The organism is Streptomyces sp. NPDC005898 (genome assembly GCF_040629635.1).
In the GTDB taxonomy this organism is placed as follows: domain Bacteria; phylum Actinomycetota; class Actinomycetes; order Streptomycetales; family Streptomycetaceae; genus Streptomyces.
Genome location: NZ_JBEXWC010000011.1, coordinates 31,849 through 49,541 on the forward strand (window position 1 = coordinate 31,849; position 17,693 = coordinate 49,541).

At 69.1% G+C, this 17,693-nt stretch carries 16 protein-coding genes and 1 pseudogene; 10 read left to right on the forward strand and 7 right to left on the reverse strand.

The window, feature by feature from the left end; all coding sequences use genetic code 11:
• Positions 1–17: 17 nt before the first annotated feature.
• Complete coding sequence (locus ABZ385_RS16860; protein WP_358590557.1) at positions 18–200, forward strand: acyl-CoA carboxylase epsilon subunit; 183 nt, start codon at positions 18–20, stop codon at positions 198–200.
• A gap of 174 nt (positions 201–374) precedes the next feature.
• On the forward strand, positions 375–956 hold the full coding sequence (locus ABZ385_RS16865) for a Uma2 family endonuclease (protein WP_358911959.1): 582 nt from the start codon (positions 375–377) through the stop codon (positions 954–956).
• 556 nt (positions 957–1,512) lie between these two features.
• Here ABZ385_RS16865 and ABZ385_RS16870 read toward each other — a convergent pair.
• Positions 1,513–2,176: pseudogene (locus ABZ385_RS16870) on the reverse strand (transposase family protein); the annotation flags it as partial.
• Between the two features lie 174 nt (positions 2,177–2,350).
• On the opposite strand from ABZ385_RS16870, the gene ABZ385_RS16875 reads away from it, so the two are divergent.
• The gene (locus ABZ385_RS16875) at positions 2,351–4,180 is read left to right on the forward strand and encodes a DUF262 domain-containing protein (protein WP_358911961.1); all 1,830 of its coding nucleotides are present in this window, start codon (positions 2,351–2,353) and stop codon (positions 4,178–4,180) included.
• A gap of 663 nt (positions 4,181–4,843) precedes the next feature.
• Here ABZ385_RS16875 and ychF read toward each other — a convergent pair.
• Positions 4,844–5,932, reverse strand: a complete 1,089-nt coding sequence (gene ychF, locus ABZ385_RS16880) for a redox-regulated ATPase YchF (RefSeq protein ID WP_358911963.1) — start codon at positions 5,930–5,932, stop codon at positions 4,844–4,846.
• A gap of 256 nt (positions 5,933–6,188) precedes the next feature.
• Between ychF and ABZ385_RS16885 the strand changes: the two genes are divergently transcribed.
• On the forward strand, positions 6,189–6,818 hold the full coding sequence (locus tag ABZ385_RS16885) for a DUF6542 domain-containing protein (RefSeq protein WP_358911965.1): 630 nt from the start codon (positions 6,189–6,191) through the stop codon (positions 6,816–6,818).
• 35 nt (positions 6,819–6,853) lie between these two features.
• Here ABZ385_RS16885 and ppgK read toward each other — a convergent pair whose 3' ends face one another.
• The gene (ppgK, locus tag ABZ385_RS16890) at positions 6,854–7,597 is read right to left on the reverse strand and encodes a polyphosphate--glucose phosphotransferase (RefSeq protein ID WP_358590511.1); all 744 of its coding nucleotides are present in this window, start codon (positions 7,595–7,597) and stop codon (positions 6,854–6,856) included.
• Positions 7,598–7,648: 51 nt separating this feature from the next.
• Positions 7,649–8,641, reverse strand: a complete 993-nt coding sequence (locus tag ABZ385_RS16895; protein ID WP_358590513.1) for a 4-hydroxy-3-methylbut-2-enyl diphosphate reductase — start codon at positions 8,639–8,641, stop codon at positions 7,649–7,651.
• Between the two features lie 76 nt (positions 8,642–8,717).
• Here ABZ385_RS16895 and ABZ385_RS16900 point away from each other — a divergent pair, with 76 nt between their 5' ends.
• The 4 genes from ABZ385_RS16900 to ABZ385_RS16915 all read left to right on the forward strand — a co-directional run bounded on the left by ABZ385_RS16900 (position 8,718) and on the right by ABZ385_RS16915 (position 12,594).
• Complete coding sequence (locus tag ABZ385_RS16900; RefSeq protein ID WP_358911967.1) at positions 8,718–10,121, forward strand: APC family permease; 1,404 nt, start codon at positions 8,718–8,720, stop codon at positions 10,119–10,121.
• A gap of 159 nt (positions 10,122–10,280) precedes the next feature.
• Positions 10,281–11,588, forward strand: a complete 1,308-nt coding sequence (xseA, locus tag ABZ385_RS16905; protein WP_358911969.1) for an exodeoxyribonuclease VII large subunit — start codon at positions 10,281–10,283, stop codon at positions 11,586–11,588.
• A 9-nt stretch (positions 11,589–11,597) separates the two neighbouring features.
• Entirely contained in the window at positions 11,598–11,888 is a 291-nt protein-coding gene (locus tag ABZ385_RS16910; RefSeq protein WP_358589887.1) for an exodeoxyribonuclease VII small subunit, read from the forward strand.
• Between the two features lie 115 nt (positions 11,889–12,003).
• Entirely contained in the window at positions 12,004–12,594 is a 591-nt protein-coding gene (locus ABZ385_RS16915) for a malonic semialdehyde reductase (protein ID WP_358589890.1), read from the forward strand.
• A gap of 168 nt (positions 12,595–12,762) precedes the next feature.
• On the opposite strand, the gene ABZ385_RS16920 is transcribed toward ABZ385_RS16915, so the two are convergent.
• Entirely contained in the window at positions 12,763–13,281 is a 519-nt protein-coding gene (locus tag ABZ385_RS16920) for a DUF4245 domain-containing protein (RefSeq protein WP_358589892.1), read from the reverse strand.
• A gap of 152 nt (positions 13,282–13,433) precedes the next feature.
• Here ABZ385_RS16920 and glpX point away from each other — a divergent pair, with 152 nt between their 5' ends.
• Positions 13,434–14,465, forward strand: coding sequence for a class II fructose-bisphosphatase (glpX, locus tag ABZ385_RS16925; protein WP_127909988.1), 1,032 nt, complete (start codon positions 13,434–13,436; stop codon positions 14,463–14,465).
• Positions 14,466–14,581: 116 nt separating this feature from the next.
• On the opposite strand, the gene ABZ385_RS16930 is transcribed toward glpX, so the two are convergent.
• The gene (locus ABZ385_RS16930; protein ID WP_358589894.1) at positions 14,582–14,956 is read right to left on the reverse strand and encodes a WhiB family transcriptional regulator; all 375 of its coding nucleotides are present in this window, start codon (positions 14,954–14,956) and stop codon (positions 14,582–14,584) included.
• A gap of 125 nt (positions 14,957–15,081) precedes the next feature.
• On the reverse strand, positions 15,082–15,783 hold the full coding sequence (locus tag ABZ385_RS16935) for a DUF1707 domain-containing protein (protein ID WP_358911971.1): 702 nt from the start codon (positions 15,781–15,783) through the stop codon (positions 15,082–15,084).
• Positions 15,784–15,986: 203 nt separating this feature from the next.
• Between ABZ385_RS16935 and ABZ385_RS16940 the strand changes: the two genes are divergently transcribed.
• Complete coding sequence (locus ABZ385_RS16940) at positions 15,987–17,663, forward strand: fumarate hydratase (protein ID WP_358589897.1); 1,677 nt, start codon at positions 15,987–15,989, stop codon at positions 17,661–17,663.
• Positions 17,664–17,693: the final 30 nt, after the last annotated feature.

Sequence of the window (17,693 nt, forward strand, 5' to 3'; positions counted from 1 at the left end):
CCACGACCGGAGGTCCCATGCCCGCAGCAGCCGACATCCGCATAGAAAAAGGCGAGGTCACGGACGCCGAACTGGCAGCCCTAACAGTCCTGCTCCTCTCCCTCACCACCCCCCGCCCCACCACCCCCTTCACCCCCACACCCCCCACCACAGCCTGGCGCCGAGACAACTACCGGCCCCCCCACAGCTGGCAGACCTGACTCCCCCACAAGCAACAAAATGGGATCGGCTCCCCCAGGAGCCGATCCCTTCCCTTTTGCGGCGGCGCCGCATGCTGGACGGGGGGGCTGGCCATGGTGCGGGAAGGCGCCGAAATCGCTCCGGCGGGGATCGCCGGCTCCCCGGCCTGAGCTGCGAGCCGCTACCGTGAAGCCATGACCGCACTGCCCGACTGGATGCGCCCGCCGCGCGCGGAAGGCTGGTTCGCGGAGGACCTCGACCGCCTCCCCGAGGCACCCCGCCACACCGAGCTGATCGACGGAGCCCTCGTCTTCATGATGTCGCCCCAGCGGTCCTGGCATGGCCGCCTCGTCACCGTCCTGACCACCACGCTCATGGCGCAGGCGCCAGCCGGGTTCGAGGTCGAGCGGGAAATGACGATCCGCCTCGATGCCCGCAACCGCCCCGAGCCGGACCTCTTGCTGACGGACCTGCCCTACGATCCCGACCGCACCTGGTACGCACCGGAGGACGTCCAGCTCGTCGTCGAGGTCGTCTCCCCGGAGTCCGCCCATCGTGATCGCACAGTGAAACTCCGCAAGTACGCGGAGGCCGGCATCCCGCACTACTGGTGCGTCGAGGACGAGGACGGGGCACCCGTCGTCCACGTCTACGAACTCGACGAACCCACGCGCGCATACGCGCCCGCCGGAATCTTCCGGGGCGCCCTCCAGCGCCCGGTGCCTTTCAAGATCACCCTGGACCTGGACAAGCTCACACCACCCCGAAGCAGCTGAAAAGTCAGCACCAAGTCGGCACACGGCAGGTGACACTCCAGCGGCTCCGGCGTGCCGATGCCAGGGAAGGGGTGCAGCGCCGCTTGGTCCTCGGCCGAGGCAAGCACGGCGTTGCCGTGCTTATAGACGATCTCGATGGCAGGTCATCCGGTCCGACGTTGAACCGGAACGTCTACTGCAGCGCTGTGACCTGCGCAAACACCTCTTTCGAGTCGGTCGTCCCAGCACCATCCCAGCACGGGAGCCCCGACCCGGCACCACCCCGTTGCCGCAGCGATGAGCTCGGTGCAGCTCTCCTCGTGCCGTTTACCGTCACGCTCCGCCAGTCGGAGAAGCGACACGCCTGCCCTCAATGCAGATGACGGTGGCTCCGCGTCGGTCTGCGCCGCCGTGGGAGCCGGCGATGACCACGACGACGGTGGCGCCGAAGTAGGTTTCATGGCGTCGCGCAGGGAACGGGCGGAAGCGTCGGGGACTGCGGGCAACAGCCAGACGCACGGCGAGGGCAAGGCGGACACGTACCGTCAACCCCGGACCCGCGACGGAGTGAGCGTTTTCAGCCTTGCCTCTCTAGGCTGCGGACAGCTTTGGCGATGACGATCACACACTTGCAGCTGATGCGGGATCTGTGAAGAATCTGCCCGGACTTCAGCCGTGCCGTGCGTTCGATGGATGCCCTCACCGCCAACATGGCCCGGTTGACGGTGTGCTGAGTGACGGTGAGCCGGCGCCCTGGTAGGCGCGGTCGGCCAGAAGCGGGACGCCCTGGGTTCGCAGATCTCGGATTATGCGGCGGGTGCGGAGCCGCCGTCAGGTCACGGGTACAGGCCGGCAGCGCGGGCGAGATCCACAGCACTCACCTGTGGGAGCGGTGACGAGCTGCGCATTCACGCCTTGACGGCGATGCTTGGCCGAGTGATCGGCCCGGCTGTCGCCAACGCGGTCACACTCGGCCAGCGTCCCGTCCAGCAGGACGAACTCCGGATGGCACTCGCGCAGAGTCTTGAGCAGGCCCGGGACCCGGTCGGCGAGCAAGTCGGTCACGGCGGTGACATACGCGTGGGCGGCGCCGACGGGTATCCGCGAAGCCAGCCGCGATCCGGGTGAGGGTGTCGTGGCGACGCAGAAACACCAGAGCGACGAGCGCACGCTGGTGCGACGGGAGCGAGCAGCGTCGGTCACCCTCACGGATGCGTGACCCACTGGACATGGGCATGCGGGAAACCTTGAACACCTCCTCCGGCGGCACGGGGGCCTTGTGCGTTACGGCTCTCACCTAACCTCACCGGCGTAACCCCATCAGCGGCCACGCTGAAAACGCTCACTGCTCCAACTGCGGGCGATAAATGGCCACTTGATTACGGCAGGCTGCAGTGCTGCAGTACCGTCGGGGCATGACGACCCCATCAGCCGGAGAGCTCACCGTTTCGGGCGCGAGCGTTCGGCATTTGTACGATCTGTACCTCTCCGACCGACTTCGCGTCAACCGCCGCTACCAGCGGAAGTTGGTATGGAACGTGGAGGAGAAACAGCGTCTAGTTGACTCGCTGTTGGAAAATCTCCCGGTTCCCTTGTTCTTAATGGCGTCGACTGAGTCGACGGACGGGACCATCAAACTTGAACTCATCGACGGGATGCAGCGACTTAACGCAATATTCTCTTTCATTGAGAATGAATTTTCGTCCAACGGGGCCTATTTCAATCTCGCCGCCCTTGGATCATCCGCCACAAGAGTCGCTCAACCCTCAAATGTTCAGCAGCGCGAGCCAATTATGCCTGAACAGGCTTGCGCGCAGTTCCTCGACTATACGCTCGCCCTTTCCGTATTTCACCCGAAAGAATATGCATACGTATCCGAGGTCTTCCGAAGGATCAATTCCGGTGGACGTCGGCTCTCGCGCCAAAATATTCGACAAGCCGGGACACTCTCCCCACTGGCTGACCTCGTCCGTGTCATTTCTTCACGGATCAGGGGTGACATATCCCCCGGGGACGCTGTCGCCTTTCGGGTGATGCCTCAGCTGAGCATCACAAACCGCGGTCTCGACTATGGAGTCCAAGTTGACGATATCTTCTGGGTTCGCGAAGACTTGCTGCAGCCCACAGACGTCCGCGAGTCCGCCGACGAACAGCTCGTCCTAGACATCATCGCCGACTTCTTGATGGATCCCCTGACCGAAACCAATACCAGGATGCGGGACCAATTCTACGGTTACACCAGCATCGATCACCTGCATCCCACCACACCGTCATACACAGAAATCAACTCGGCCATCGATGCCTACGATCCACGGGCCGTCGAGGACCACTTCATGCATGTGTACGACATCGTGCGGTCCATACTGGCGCAGGACTCCAGTACCTTCGCGAGCCTCGTCAACTGCGCGACCGAGTCCGGTTCGCGACGGTGCTTCCACGCCACCTTCCTGGCGATCTACGAGCTCACTTATAAGGAAGGTATGCGCCTCAGTTCTCCGCGCACTGCTTGGGGACATCTGAGCGGAATTGGATCGCTTATGACAGCTACAGCTCTTCCGATGCATGACGACGACTGGCGGCCGGCCCCGAAGAGGCGAATGGTCGACGCCATAAAGGGAATACTCCGCAACGCGTTCGAAATGCGGGAGGCGGCCACACACAACCTAGGGAGATACGGGTGGGCCAGCCAGCTCGAAAGGTTGATGGGAAACGCGATTGTCGAACAGCAGTCGTTCGACTGCAAGCAGGGTTTCCTCAGGCTTGACACCTCGCGCCAATTCGACGAAAAGGCCTTCACTAAAATCTGTCGCACTATCACGGCGATCGCCAATACTGGCCCCAGAGTGACCGGCTACGTAGCGGTCGGGATCGCAGACAATGAGCAACACGCGGAAAGGGTGAAGGAACTCGACTCTGTTCAACCCGAGGGATTCCGGGGGTTTCACATAGTCGGCATCGAGAGGGAAGCCCCACTTTTATCCAAGTCTCTTAATGACTATTGGATGTGGTTGTGCCAGCTCTTGAAAAGCAGCGGTCTCGATCCTGATCTCGCAGGAAGGGTGGCCGCAGAATCCAAGCTGGTCAACTACCGGGGCCGCATGGTTGCACTTCTACACATATCGTCGGGTACGCAACCCTACTTTTTCGAGAACACGCTCCTTGAGCGATCCGGGTCTGAGACCTTGGTCGTGGAGCAAAACGACTACTTCCGCGTGTTCCAGCGCTTCACCACCGCCCCCCGGTGAGTCGCCGACCCACGCGCCTGCCTAGCTGACGTACTTCGGTACGGGGGCCACAACGTGCACGGTGTATTCGTCTGCGGCGAGCCGGTGGGCCTGGTTGCCGAGGCCGCCGCCAACGTGTAAAGCAGAACGCGGTGTAGGCAGCTTGATGCAGCACGCACACGAGAACCGTCCGGTGGCGAGCTGAGGACGGCGAGCTTACGCCCGGTGATGGGGCGTCGCGGCCACACCGTCATCACTGGGGTTGTACGCGATGCCGCGCAGGGCCACGACCTGGGCCCCACGGGCGCGCTGGCCGAGGATGTTCCCGGCTGCCGGGCGACGAGGTCGGTGCAGGCATCTTCCTGCCGCATACCTCGGCTGGGCCGACAGCACGCCGTGCTGCCGCTCGGCCTGCCCGAGACCGCAGGCAAGCATCTGGCCGGGCGGGGCCGGCAGGCCCCCGCTCGGCTGGCACCGTACCTGGCTTGCCGCCGAGCGCACGCAGAGGCTCCTCACCGGCATCCCAGCCCGATCCCAGCACCGGAGGGATAATCAGGACAGACGACAGGTAGCGAGGCGTCAGTCATCTCAGCACGGGAAAGTATCAGGGGTCCGACCCGGGAGAGTCGGACTCCTTCTGACCTGCACGCTTGCCAGACAAGCGGTGTAGCGGTACGTCACCCGCTACACGTTGAAGCGGAACTCCACCACATCCCCGTCCTGCATCACATACTCCTTGCCCTCCATGCGGGCCTTGCCCGCCGCGCGGGCCTCGGCCACCGAGCCTGTTTCGACCAGGTCGGCGAAGGAGATGACCTCGGCCTTGATGAAGCCCTTCTGGAAGTCCGTGTGGATGACGCCGGCCGCCTCGGGGGCCGTCGCGCCGCGCTTGATCGTCCAGGCGCGGGATTCCTTGGGGCCGGCCGTCAGGTACGTCTGGAGGCCCAGCGTGCGGAAGCCGACGTGGGCCAGGGTGGCGAGGCCCGGCTCCTCCTGGCCCACCGACTGGAGGAGTTCGAGGGCCTCGTCGTCGTCCAGTTCGGCGAGGTCCGCCTCCAGCTTGGCGTTGAGGAAGATCGCCTCCGCGGGGGCGACCAGCGCGCGCTGCTCGGCCTTGAAGTCGTCGTCCGTCAGCTCGTCCTCGTCGACGTTGAAGACGTAGAGGAAGGGCTTGGTGGTGAGGAGGTGAAGGTCGTGGAGGAGCTCCGAGCGCTCCGAGCCCTGGACGATGCCCTGGGAGAAGAGCGTGTCGCCGCGCTCCAGGATCTCCTTGGCCTCCTCCACCGCCTTGACCTTCGGCGCGACGTCCTTCTTGATGCGCGACTCCTTCTGGAGGCGCGGCAGGACCTTCTCGATGGTCTGGAGGTCGGCGAGGATCAGCTCGGTGTTGATCGTCTCGATGTCGTCCTTGGGCGAGACCTTGCCGTCGACGTGCACGACGTTCTCGTCCTTGAAGGCGCGGATGACCTGGCAGATCGCGTCCGACTCGCGGATGTTCGCGAGGAACTTGTTGCCGAGGCCCTCACCCTCGCTCGCGCCGCGCACGATGCCGGCGATGTCGACGAAGTCGACCGTCGCGGGGAGGACCTTCTGCGAGGAGAAGATCTCGGCCAGCTTCGTCAGGCGGGGGTCGGGGACGCCGACGACGCCCACGTTCGGCTCGATCGTGGCGAACGGGTAGTTGGCCGCCAGCACGTCGTTCTTGGTCAGGGCGTTGAACAGGGTCGACTTGCCGACATTGGGCAGACCGACGATTCCGATCGTGAGCGACACGTTGCGACTTCCCGTACGTCAGGGCTGGGTGGGGCGGCCCTTCGTACCCGCGCCTGGTGCGTGCGCTTCGTACGGGGGCCGATCCACCAGTCTACGGCGTGCCGCCGGCTGCCCCTCCGGACGGCCGTCCGCCCGGCCCCCGCCCGGTCCTCTGCCCGTCCTGTCCCGGCCGCTCCCCGTCGAACGCATGGCCAAGGTCACTCAAAGGGCGTGTCCCGCGCCTGATTCCGCGCGGGAGCCGACCTAGGTTGGTCCAGTGGAGCAACACAGGACGCGTCCCCCTCAGCCCGACCCGAAGGCCGCCCCGGCGGCCCGGTCCCGACGGACCGCTCCCCTGCCCCCGCAGGGCAGGGCCGCGCGGCCCGGCACTGTGTACCGGGCCGCGGCCCGGTCGCGCCGTCCCGTCCCGCCGTTCGTCGAGGCGCTGCGCCGCGCCCCGCTGTACCGCAGGCTGCGCCAGCTGCCGAACCCGCGGCTGACCGGGCTCGGCAGCGGGCTGTTCTGCGCGACCGTGATGTTCCTGTTCGCCTGCCTGCTGCGGCTGCTCTTCGGCGGTTCCCTCGTCGCGTACGGCGTGCTGTTCCTGCCCGTGGCCGCGCTCACCGCGTTCTGGGTGCGCCCGGCCGACCTGGTCACCGCGCCGGTGGTGGTGCCGATCGCCTTCGCCGCGGGCGTCCTGCCGATCTCCGGCGGCAGCGGAGGGTTCGGCGGCCAGTTCATGGGGCTCGTGACGTCGCTGGCCCTGCACGCCGGCTGGCTGTACGGGGGCACCCTCGTCACCGGGGTCATCGTGACCGTGCGCAAGGCCCGGCTGATGACCGAGCGGCGCAGGACACCCCGTCCTGCGCCCCGGCGGCCCGACGGCAAGGGCGTGCCCGCCGCCTGACCTCCCGGGACGCCTTCCCGGACGTCGGCCCGCTGCTACGCCTCGCCGGCCGCCGCCATCGCCGCTCCGACGATGCCCGCGTTGTTCTGGAGCTGGGCGGGGACGATCTCCGCCTCGATGCCCTCGATCAGCGGCAGGAACTTGTGCGCCTTGCGGCTGACACCGCCGCCGATGATGAACAGCTCCGGCGAGAACAGCATCTCCACGTGCGCGAGGTACTTCTGGACGCGCCGCGCCCAGTGCTCCCAGCTCAGGTCCTCGTCCTCGCGCGCCTTGGAGGAGGCCTTCTTCTCCGCGTCGTGGCCGTGCAGTTCGAGATGGCCCAGCTCGGTGTTGGGCACCAGCCGGCCGCCTGTGAACAGGGCGCTGCCGATGCCCGTGCCGAGCGTGAGCATCAGGACCGTGCCCGTGCGCCCCTTGCCCGCGCCGAAGTGCATCTCCGCGACGCCCGCCGCGTCCGCGTCGTTCAGGACGGTCACGGGGGCCCCGCCGAGCCGGTCGGAGACCAGCTTGCTGATGTCCTTGCCGATCCAGCTCTTGTCGACGTTCGCGGCCGTGCGCGCCGTGCCGTCGGTGATCACGCCGGGGAACGTGGCACCGACGGGCCCCGTCCAGCCGAAGTGCTCCACCACCTCGCACACGCCCTTCACCACCGCGTCCGGCGTCGCCGGATGCGGGGTCAGCACCTTGTGCCGCTCTTGCGCCAGGTCTCCGCGCTCCAGGTCCACGGGCGCGCCCTTGATCCCTGATCCGCCGATGTCCACACCGAAGATCTGCATGGCCCCCACGTTACGGCGAGGGTCGGCGCCGTGACAGCTCGGCCGGCACGATCAGCCCCGCGACAGCTCCGCCGCCTCGGCGCGCAGGTCCCTGCGGAGCTCCTTGGGCAGCGAGAAGGTGATGGACTCCTCGGCGGTCTTCACCGTCTCCACGTCGGCGTAGCCCCGCTCGGCGAGCCATTCGATGACGCCGTCCACCAGGACGTCCGGCACGGACGCGCCCGAGGTCAGACCGACCGTGGTGACGCCCTCCAGCCAGGCCTCGTCGATCTCGCCGGCGTTGTCGACGAGGTGGGAGGCGGCGGCGCCCGCGTCCAGGGCGACCTCGACCATGCGGATGGAGTTCGAGGAGTTCTTGGAGCCGACGACGATGACCAGCTCGGCGTCCTCGGCGAGCTTCTTGACCGCGGTCTGGCGGTTCTGCGTGGCGTAGCAGATGTCGTCGCTGGGCGGCGACAGCAGGTTCGGGAACTTGCCCTTGAGGGCGTCGACCGTCTCCATCGTCTCGTCGACGGAGAGCGTGGTCTGGGAGAGCCAGACGACCTTGTCGGGGTCGCGGACCTCGACGTTCGCCACGTCCTCGGGGCCGTCGACCAGCGTGATGTGGTCGGGCGCCTCGCCGGAGGTGCCGATGACCTCCTCGTGGCCCTCGTGCCCGATCAGGAGGATGTCGTAGTCCTCCTTGGCGAACCGGACCGCTTCCTTGTGCACCTTGGTGACCAGCGGGCACGTCGCGTCGATCGTCGCGAGCTTGCGCTCGGCGGCCTCCGCGTGGACGGTCGGGGCGACGCCGTGCGCGGAGAACATGACGATGGAGCCCTCGGGCACCTCCGCCGTCTGGTCGACGAAGATCGCGCCCTTCTTCTCCAGGGTCTGCACCACGTACTTGTTGTGGACGATCTCGTGGCGGACGTAGATCGGGGCCCCGTACTGCTCCAGGGCCTTCTCGACGGCGATCACGGCACGGTCCACGCCCGCGCAGTAGCCACGGGGAGCGGCGAGCAGGACACGGCGGGAGCCAGGCGTTGCAGTCATGCCCCCCATCGTAAGGCCGCGTCCAGCGCGTCAAAGATCGCCGCGTTGGAGAGACTGGAGCCCTGCGTCGAGCTACGGAGGCACGATGTCCGGACAGTCCGCCAGTACGGGAGCCCACTCCGCGGGCGCCGACCCCGCAAAAGCCCCCGGGCCCGCCGAGGGTACGGGGCTGCGGCGCAGCCTCGGCTTCCGGGATCTCGTCGTCTACGGGCTGCTCTTCATCGCCCCCATGGCGCCGGTCGGCGTCTTCGGCACGCTCGACGCGAAGTCGCACGGCGCCGTCGCCCTCGTCTACCTGATCGCCACGGTCGCGATGGCGTTCACCGCTTTCAGCTACGCCCAGATGGTGCGGGTCGTCCCCCAGGCGGGGTCCGTCTTCGCGTACGCGCGCGTGGGGCTCGGCAAGGGCCCCGGGTTCATCGCCGGCTGGATGGCGATGCTGGACTACCTGCTGATCCCCGCGGTCGCCTACCTCTTCTCCGGGATCGCGATGAACTCGCTGGTCCCCTCGGTGTCCCGGTGGGTGTGGACGGCGATCGCGGTGCTCGTCACGACCGCGCTGAACCTGTGGGGCGTGCGGACGGCGGCGCGGGTCGGCTTCGCGGTGCTCGCCATGGAAGTGGTGGTGCTGCTGGTCTTCGTGGTGGCCGCCGTGGTGGTCCTCGTGCAGGACGGGGCGCGGCGGGACTGGTTGTCGCCGCTGACCGGGGACGGCTCGCAGGGGGCGTTCGCGCTGTCGGCGGTGGTGGGGGCGGTGTCCATCGCCGTCCTGTCGTATCTGGGCTTCGACGCGATCGCCTCCTTCGCGGAGGAGGTCACCGGCGGCTCCGCCAAGGTCGCGCGGGCGGTGCTGTTCTGCCTGGCGCTCGCGGGCGTGCTGTTCGTCGCCCAGACGTACCTGGTGGCGCTCCTGGAGCCGCTGTCCTCCGCCGAGCTGGCCGCCGAGCCCGGCAAGCAGGGGACGGCCTTCTACGACGCCGTGAACTCGGCGGCCGGGACGTGGCTGCACGATCTGGTGGCCGTCAGCAAGGCGATCGGCGCGGCGTTCGCGGCGCTGGCCGGGCAGGCGGCGGCGGGGCGGCTGCTCTTCGCGATGGCGCGGGAGCGGCGGCTGCCGAAGGCCCTGTCCCGGACGGACTCCGGCACTCCCCGGGTCGCGCTGCTGTGCGCGGCCGTGGTGACGCTGGTCGCCGCGGTGTGGGCGGCTCGGCGGGACGACGGGATGGATCACCTGGTGTCGGTGGTGGACATCGGGGCGCTGACGGCGTTCCTGCTGCTGCACGCGAGTGTCGTCGGGTGGTTCGCGGTGCGGCACCGGGAGGACGGGTTCAGCTGGTGGCGGCATCTGCTGGTGCCCGTGCTGGGGGCGGTGATCGTGGTGGCGGTCATCTGGGAGGCGTCCGGGGCGGCGCAGGTCGTGGGGGCGGTGTGGTTGGGGGTGGGGCTTGTCGTGCTTTTCGCACAGCGGGGCCGTTGGGGGGTGCTCTGAGCCGCCGCTTCGCGACGGGTGTCTCCCACCCACCCACCCACCCGTTTACCCCGGGTCGTGCGGCGCCGTAGGGACGCCCGGTTACCCCGGGTCGCGTCCGTGCCGTAGGGGCGCTTTCGGTCCGCCCTGGGTGTCATACCCTCCGACTACGCTCGCCGCATGGCTCTCAACACGTCCGCGGACGCGCCGCTCCCCGTGGGGCAGGTGTCGCGGCTCATCGGTGGGTGGATCGACCGGCTCGGCGCCGTATGGGTCGAGGGGCAGATCACCCAGCTGTCCCGCAGACCGGGCGCCGGCGTGGTCTTCCTGACGCTGCGCGACCCCTCGCACGACATCTCGGTGAGCGTCACCTGCTACCGCCAGGTGTTCGACGCCGTGGCGGACGTCGTCTCCGAGGGCGCCCGTGTCGTCGTCCACGCCAAGCCGGAGTGGTACGCGCCGCGCGGGCAGCTGTCCCTGCGGGCCGCCGAGATAAGGCCGGTCGGCGTCGGTGAGCTGCTGGCGCGGATCGAGCAGCTGAAGAAGAGCCTCGCCGCGGAGGGCCTGTTCGCGCCCGGGCGCAAAAAGCCGCTGCCGTTCCTGCCACAGCTCATCGGCCTCGTCACGGGCCGCGCCTCGGCCGCCGAGCGGGACGTCCTGGAGAACGCCCGGCACCGCTGGCCCGCCGTCCGCTTCGAGGTGCGTGCCGTGCCCGTCCAGGGCGTGCACGCGGTGCCGCAGGTCGTCCGGGCCGTGCAGGAGCTGGACGCGCTCGACGAGGTCGACGTGATCATCGTGGCGCGGGGCGGCGGCAGCGTGGAGGACCTGCTGCCGTTCTCCGACGAGCAGCTGATCAGGGCGGTGGCGGCCTGCCGTACGCCGGTGGTCTCGGCGATCGGGCACGAGCCGGACAGTCCGCTGCTCGATCTCGTGGCGGACCTGCGGGCCTCCACGCCCACGGACGCCGCCAAGAAGGTCGTGCCGGACGTCGGCGAGGAGTACGAGCGCGTACGGGGTCTGAGCGAGCGCGCCCGGCGCTGCGTGGACGCCTTCCTCGACCGGGAGGAGCGCGGCCTCGCGCACGCCCTGGCCCGCCCCGCCATGGAGCACCCGCACCGGATGGTCGAGGAGCGCGAGGAGCAGGTCTCGGCGCTCGTCGACCGGGCCCGGCGCACGCTCGGGCACCTGTTGGACCGGGCGTCCTCGGAGCTGACGCACACGCACGCACGCGTGGTGGCCCTCTCCCCCGCCGCGACCCTCCAGCGGGGGTACGCGGTGCTGCAGAAGGCGGACGGCGCGGTCGTCCGGGCCCCGCAGGAGGTGGACGCCGGCGAGGAGTTGCGGGCCCGCGTCGCCGAGGGCGAGTTCACCGTACGAGCCGAACAGGCTGAACAGGCCGAACAGGCCGAACAGGCCGAGCCAGCCGAAGCAACCGCGCCGACCGAACCAACCGCACGAGCCGGACGAACCGCACGGAACGAGAATTAGGGTGACCGCATGACCAGCAAGACGGACGAGGCCGTGGGCCCGGCGGACGCGCTCGGGTACGAGCAGGCGCGGGACGAGCTGATCGAGGTCGTACGCCGCCTGGAGACCGGCGGCACGACCCTGGAGGAGTCACTCGCCCTGTGGGAGCGGGGCGAGAAGCTGGCGACGGTGTGCCGCCGCTGGCTGGACGGCGCGCGCGCCCGCCTGGACGCGGCGCTCGCGGGTGAGGGCGGGGAGGGGGCCGGGGCCACCGAGGACGTCGACGACCCCGAGGACCCCCGCGACGGCGCGGACGTCTGAACGGGCGAGGCTTGTGAGGCGAATCACGACCCACCCCGTTTGGTTGAAACTTAAACGTTGCGGTCGTACTATCGTCCATGCCTGTTGATATCCCGCCGTAACGAGAAGGTTGACCATGTCTCTCGCCCTTGACCCCGCCGCCCAGGACCTGCTCTTCCGCGAGGCCCGCACCGCGAACACCTTCACCGACGAGCCGGTCACCGAGGAGCAGGTCCAGGCGATCTACGACCTGGTCAAGTACGGCCCGACCGCCTTCAACCAGTCGCCGCTGCGCGTCACCCTGGTGCGCTCCCCCGAGGCCCGCGAGCGCCTGGTCGCGCACATGGCCGAGGGCAACCGCCCGAAGACGGCGACCGCCCCGCTGGTCGCGATCCTCTCCGCGGACAACGAGTTCCACGAGGAGCTTCCGGCGCTCTTCCCGCACTTCCCGCAGGCCAAGGACGTCTTCTTCGCCGAGCGCCCGGCCCGTGAGCAGGCCGCGCTGGTGAACGCCACGCTCCAGGCCGGCTACTTCATCGTGGGCGTGCGCGCCGCCGGTCTGGCCGCGGGCCCGATGACCGGCTTCGACTTCGCGGGCGTCCAGAAGGAGTTCCTGGACGACGACCACACCCCGCTGATGATCGTCAACATCGGCAAGCCGGGCGAGGACGCCTGGTTCCCGCGCTCCCCGCGGCTGGCCTACGAGGACGTCGTCACCACGGTCTGATCCGCACGGTCTGATCCGCGCCGTCTGATCGGCACGGTTTGAACCGCACGGTCCGATCGGCACGGTCTGATCGGCGGGCGCCCTCAGCGCCCGAACCGGCACGCGAAGGGCCCCCGGCACGCCGCCGGGGGCCCTTCGCGCACCCGCGCACCCGCCCGCCCGGGCGGGTCAGCCGGTCCGCAGCGACTGCGCCATCTTCGTGAGCTGTCCGAACGACGCCGTGCCGGTGACGACGGTCGTCGCGCCCTTCTCGGTGCTCACCAGGGCGTCGTACGTCGAGCCCTCGTAGCGCCGCCACGTCCGGCCGCCGATCTTGTCGGTGGCGTCCGTCCTGCGGGCCTCCTGCGTGGCGCCCTCGATGAACCTGGCCGGCTTGGCGGTGGACTGCTTGATCGCCACGTACTCGCCGTCGGGGTCGAGGAAGCCCAGGTGCCACGCGTCGTGGTCGGCGCCGTCGAACCGCACGGACGTCGGCTTCCACTCCTTGGACAGGCCCTCGGGCGCCGCCACCGGATAGGCCGCGGCCCGCCGGGCCGTCAGAAGCTCCACGCGGTAGTCGACCCGCTTGACGGGGGTCTCGGACTCGTCATGCGGGACGAAGAGGTAGATCACGCCCGCGACCAGGGCGATCACCACCAACGACCACAGCATGTTCTTGACGGTCTGGTTGCCTTGTCTGCCTGCCACGCCCCCATGGTCTCAGGCGCCGGCCGCGCCCCGTCGCCCGGTGCCCGGTCCGCTCATGCGTGGGGCCCACTGCTCATTTTGTCGGCCTACGGATAGAGTCGTTCACAATCCCTCATCCGGCCGTCGTCGTATCAGCAGAGAGGTGCGTCCCGATGACCGAGCATCATCTTCCGTCCGAGCTCGAGGTTTCCCCCGAGGCTCCCGACCGCAACCTCGCCCTGGAGCTCGTCCGGGTCACCGAGGCGGCCGCCATGGCCGCGGGCCGCTGGGTCGGCCGCGGCGACAAGAACGGCGCGGACGGCGCCGCGGTCAGGGCCATGCGGACCCTGGTCCACACCGTCTCGATGAACGGCGTCGTGGTCATCGGGGAGGGCGAGAAGGACGAGGCCCCGATGCTCTTCAACGGAGAGCGCATCGGTGACGGCACCGGCGCCGAGGTCGACATCGCCGTCGACCCGATCGACGGCACGACGCTGACCGCGAAGGGCATGCCCAACGCGATCGCCGTCCTGGCCGCCGCCGACCGCGGCGCGATGTTCGACCCCTCCGCCGTGTTCTACATGGACAAGCTGGTCACCGGCCCCGAGGCCGCGGACTACGTCGACATCAACGCGCCCGCGTCGGTCAACATCCGCCGGGTCGCCAAGGCCAAGAACTCCTCGCCCGAGGACGTCACGGTGATGATCCTGGACCGCCCCCGCCACGAGGGCATCGTCAAGGAGATCCGCGAGACCGGCGCCCGCATCAAGTTCATCTCCGACGGTGACGTCGCCGGCTCGGTCATGGCCGTGCGCGAGGGCACCGGCGTCGACCTCCTGATGGGCATCGGCGGCACCCCCGAGGGCATCATCTCGGCCTGCGCGATCAAGTGCCTGGGCGGCGTGATCCAGGGCAAGCTGTGGCCGAAGGACGACGCGGAGCGCCAGCGCGCCCTCGACGCCGGTCACGACCTGGACCGCACGCTCTCCACGGACGACCTGGTCAAGGGCGACAACGTCTTCTTCGTCGCGACCGGCATCACCGACGGCGAGCTGCTCCAGGGCGTGCGCTACCGCGCGGCGACCGCCTCGACGTCGTCCCTGGTCATGCGGTCCAAGTCGGGCACCATCCGCAAGATCGACTCCGACCACCGGCTCTCGAAGCTGCGGGCGTACAGCGCGATCGACTTCGACCGCGCGAAGTAGCTCCACCGCACCAAGTAGTCCCACCGCGCGAAGCGGCGCGTACGACGAAGGGGGGCGTCCCGTGCGGGGGACGCCCCCCTTCGGCATGGGCCACCAGCGAGCCCGCCGCGCCGCACCTAGCCCGCCGCGGCGATCCCCGTCGCGGCGGCCGCCTTCTTCAGCTCCACGTCCCGCCTGCGGCGGCGGGCCAGGACCACGCGGCGCTCGGCGGCGGTGAGGCCGCCCCACACGCCGTACGGCTCGGGCTGGAGCAGGGCGTGTTCGCGGCACTCGACCATCACCGGGCATCGGCCGCAGACCCGCTTGGCCGCCTCCTCGCGCGAGAGTCTGGCCGCGGTCGGCTCCTTGGACGGGGCGAAGAACAGTCCGGCTTCGTCGCGGCGGCACACCGCCTCCGTGTGCCAGGGCGCGTCATCGGTCCGATCACGCGCGGGCCCCCGCTGAGCCGGGACAGCGGCGACCTGCAGGGACTGACGCGAGGGTTGCAGCACGGTCTACTCCTGACGACGGCTTCGCGAGCGAGAGACGATGCAGCAAGCTCTACCCGCTGTGTGCGCGCCTATGCACTGAGTTCCGACGCGCGGAAGTGCGGCCTCCCCTCGCGGCGCGCGGACCGTCAGTGCCCGAGGTGCTTGCGCAGCCTCTGATGCAGGTCACGGACGAACTTGCCGCGCTTGGGCCGCGCCTCGATGCTGCCGAGGATCGCCATGCCGTCCACGAAGACGACCGGGGCGTCCTGGTCGGGCGAGTCGAGGGTGTCCACCTCGAAGCTGCCGAGGACGCCCGTGCCGCTGCCGCGCAGCGAGACGTTCTCCGGGAGGCGGATCTCGACCGAGCCGAAGATCGCGATCGCCTTGATGACGACCTGGCGCTGCTCGAAGATCGCCTCGCTCAGGTCTATCTCGACGCTGCCGAAGACGGCGTACGCGTGGGTGCGCCGGGCCACCCGCCAGCGGCCCTTGCGGACGGAGCCGCTGAGGACGGCCACCAGGTTCTCGTCCGCGACCGGCGGGATCGCTCCGGGGGACGGCCTGGAGGGGACGGGGCCGGGGGTGGGCCCGGACGGGGTCCTGGGGTGGGCGGCGGAGTCCTGGGCGGCGGGCAAGTCCCGAACCAGTGGCTGCAGTTCGGCCATCGTCTTGGCGCGATAGACGCCCTCGACGCGGTCCGCGTGCTCGTCGGCGGTGAGGCGGCCCTCGGCCAGGGCCTCGCGGAGGATGGCCGCGGTGCGGTCCCGGTCGGCGTCGGAGGCGCGGAGGGATCCCGGCTCCTCGGCTGGGGCGGGAGCGGGCTGCGGGAGACGCTTTTCGAGGTCCACGTCGGCAGCGTACCCAAACGCGATAGATCGCGACTACCCCTGTGGACAACCGGGCGCGGCGCCCCGGATCCTCTACTGAGCCTTACCTCACAGACTCCGCCCGCCGGGCGCGTTCTACGCTGGTTGGCGCGTCGCCAATGGAGGCCGCGCCGCTGTCTGCCGAGTGAGGAATGGCCGCAATGTCCGTTAGCCCCCGCCCGCCCATCCCGGCGTTCGAGTACTCCGACCTGCTCCCCCTGGGAGAGGACACCACCCCCTACCGGCTGGTGACCTCCGAGGGTGTCTCCACCTTCGAGGCCGACGGGCGGACGTTCCTCAAGGTCGAGCCGGAGGCGCTGCGCACGCTCGCCGCCGAGGCGATCCACGACATCCAGCACTATCTGCGCCCCGCGCACCTGGCGCAGCTGCGGCGCATCGTGGACGACCCCGAGGCGTCGTCCAACGACAAGTTCGTGGCGCTCGACCTGCTGAAGAACGCGAACATCGCGGCGGCGGGCGTGCTGCCCATGTGCCAGGACACCGGCACCGCGATCGTCATGGGCAAGCGCGGACAGAACGTCCTGACCGAGGGCGAGGACGAGAAGGCGCTCTCCAAGGGCGTCTTCGACGCCTACACGAAGCTGAACCTGCGCTACTCCCAGATGGCCCCGCTGACCATGTGGGAGGAGAAGAACACCGGCTCCAACCTGCCGGCGCAGATCGAGCTGTACGCGACCGACGGTGGCGCCTACAAGTTCCTGTTCATGGCCAAGGGCGGTGGTTCCGCCAACAAGAGCTTCCTCTACCAGGAGACGAAGGCCGTCCTGAACGAGGCCTCCATGATGAAGTTCCTGGAGGAGAAGATCCGCTCCCTGGGGACGGCCGCCTGCCCGCCGTACCACCTGGCGATCGTCGTCGGCGGCACGAGCGCCGAGTTCGCCCTGAAGACCGCGAAGTACGCCTCCGCGCACTACCTGGACGAGCTGCCGTCCGAGGGCTCCCCGACCGGGCACGGCTTCCGGGACAAGGAGCTGGAGGAGAAGGTCTTCGAGCTGACGCAGAAGATCGGCATCGGCGCGCAGTTCGGCGGCAAGTACTTCTGCCACGACGTGCGCGTGGTGCGCCTGCCCCGGCACGGCGCCTCGCTGCCCGTCGCCATCGCCGTCTCCTGCTCGGCCGACCGCCAGGCCACCGCGAAGATCACCGCTGAGGGCGTCTTCCTGGAGGAGCTGGAGAGGGACCCGGCGCGCTTCCTGCCGGAGACGACGGAGGAGACCCTCAACGACGACGCCGAGTCGGCGGACGTGGTCGAGATCGACCTCAACCAGCCGATGGACGCGATCCTCGCCGAGCTGACCAAGCACCCGGTCAAGACCCGCCTGTCGCTCACCGGCCCGCTCGTCGTGGCCCGTGACATCGCGCACGCCAAGATCAAGGAGCGGCTCGACGCGGGCGAGGAGATGCCGCAGTACCTGAAGGACCACCCGGTGTACTACGCCGGTCCCGCGAAGACCCCCGAGGGCTACGCCTCCGGCTCGTTCGGGCCGACGACGGCCGGGCGCATGGACTCCTACGTGGAGCAGTTCCAGGCGGCGGGCGGCTCCAAGGTGATGCTCGCCAAGGGCAACCGCAGCAAGCAGGTCACCGACGCGTGCGACGCGCACGGCGGCTTCTACCTCGGCTCGATCGGCGGCCCGGCCGCGCGGCTGGCCCAGGACTGCATCAAGAAGGTCGAGGTCGTCGAGTACGAGGAGCTCGGCATGGAGGCGGTCTGGAAGATCGAGGTCGAGGACTTCCCGGCCTTCATCGTCGTGGACGACAAGGGCAACGACTTCTTCCAGGACCCGGCCCCCGAGCCGACGTTCACGCACATCCCGGTCCGGGGCCCGGGCCTGGCGTAGCGCGGGAAACCGGCGGGTGCGCCCCGTGAG

Excerpts from the sequence above, each read along its gene's own strand:
- ABZ385_RS16860 (WP_358590557.1), top strand. The coding sequence starts at position 18 with ATGCCCGCAGCAGCCGACATCCGCATAGAAAAAGGCGAGGTCACGGAC.
- ABZ385_RS16865 (WP_358911959.1), top strand. The coding sequence starts at position 375 with ATGACCGCACTGCCCGACTGGATGCGCCCGCCGCGCGCGGAAGGCTGG.
- ABZ385_RS16875 (WP_358911961.1), top strand. The coding sequence starts at position 2,351 with ATGACGACCCCATCAGCCGGAGAGCTCACCGTTTCGGGCGCGAGCGTT.
- ppgK (WP_358590511.1), bottom strand. The coding sequence starts at position 7,597 with ATGCAGATCTTCGGTGTGGACATCGGCGGATCAGGGATCAAGGGCGCG.
- ABZ385_RS16895 (WP_358590513.1), bottom strand. The coding sequence starts at position 8,641 with ATGGGGGGCATGACTGCAACGCCTGGCTCCCGCCGTGTCCTGCTCGCC.
- ABZ385_RS16900 (WP_358911967.1), top strand. The coding sequence starts at position 8,718 with ATGTCCGGACAGTCCGCCAGTACGGGAGCCCACTCCGCGGGCGCCGAC.
- xseA (WP_358911969.1), top strand. The coding sequence starts at position 10,281 with ATGGCTCTCAACACGTCCGCGGACGCGCCGCTCCCCGTGGGGCAGGTG.
- ABZ385_RS16910 (WP_358589887.1), top strand. The coding sequence starts at position 11,598 with ATGACCAGCAAGACGGACGAGGCCGTGGGCCCGGCGGACGCGCTCGGG.
- ABZ385_RS16915 (WP_358589890.1), top strand. The coding sequence starts at position 12,004 with ATGTCTCTCGCCCTTGACCCCGCCGCCCAGGACCTGCTCTTCCGCGAG.
- glpX (WP_127909988.1), top strand. The coding sequence starts at position 13,434 with ATGACCGAGCATCATCTTCCGTCCGAGCTCGAGGTTTCCCCCGAGGCT.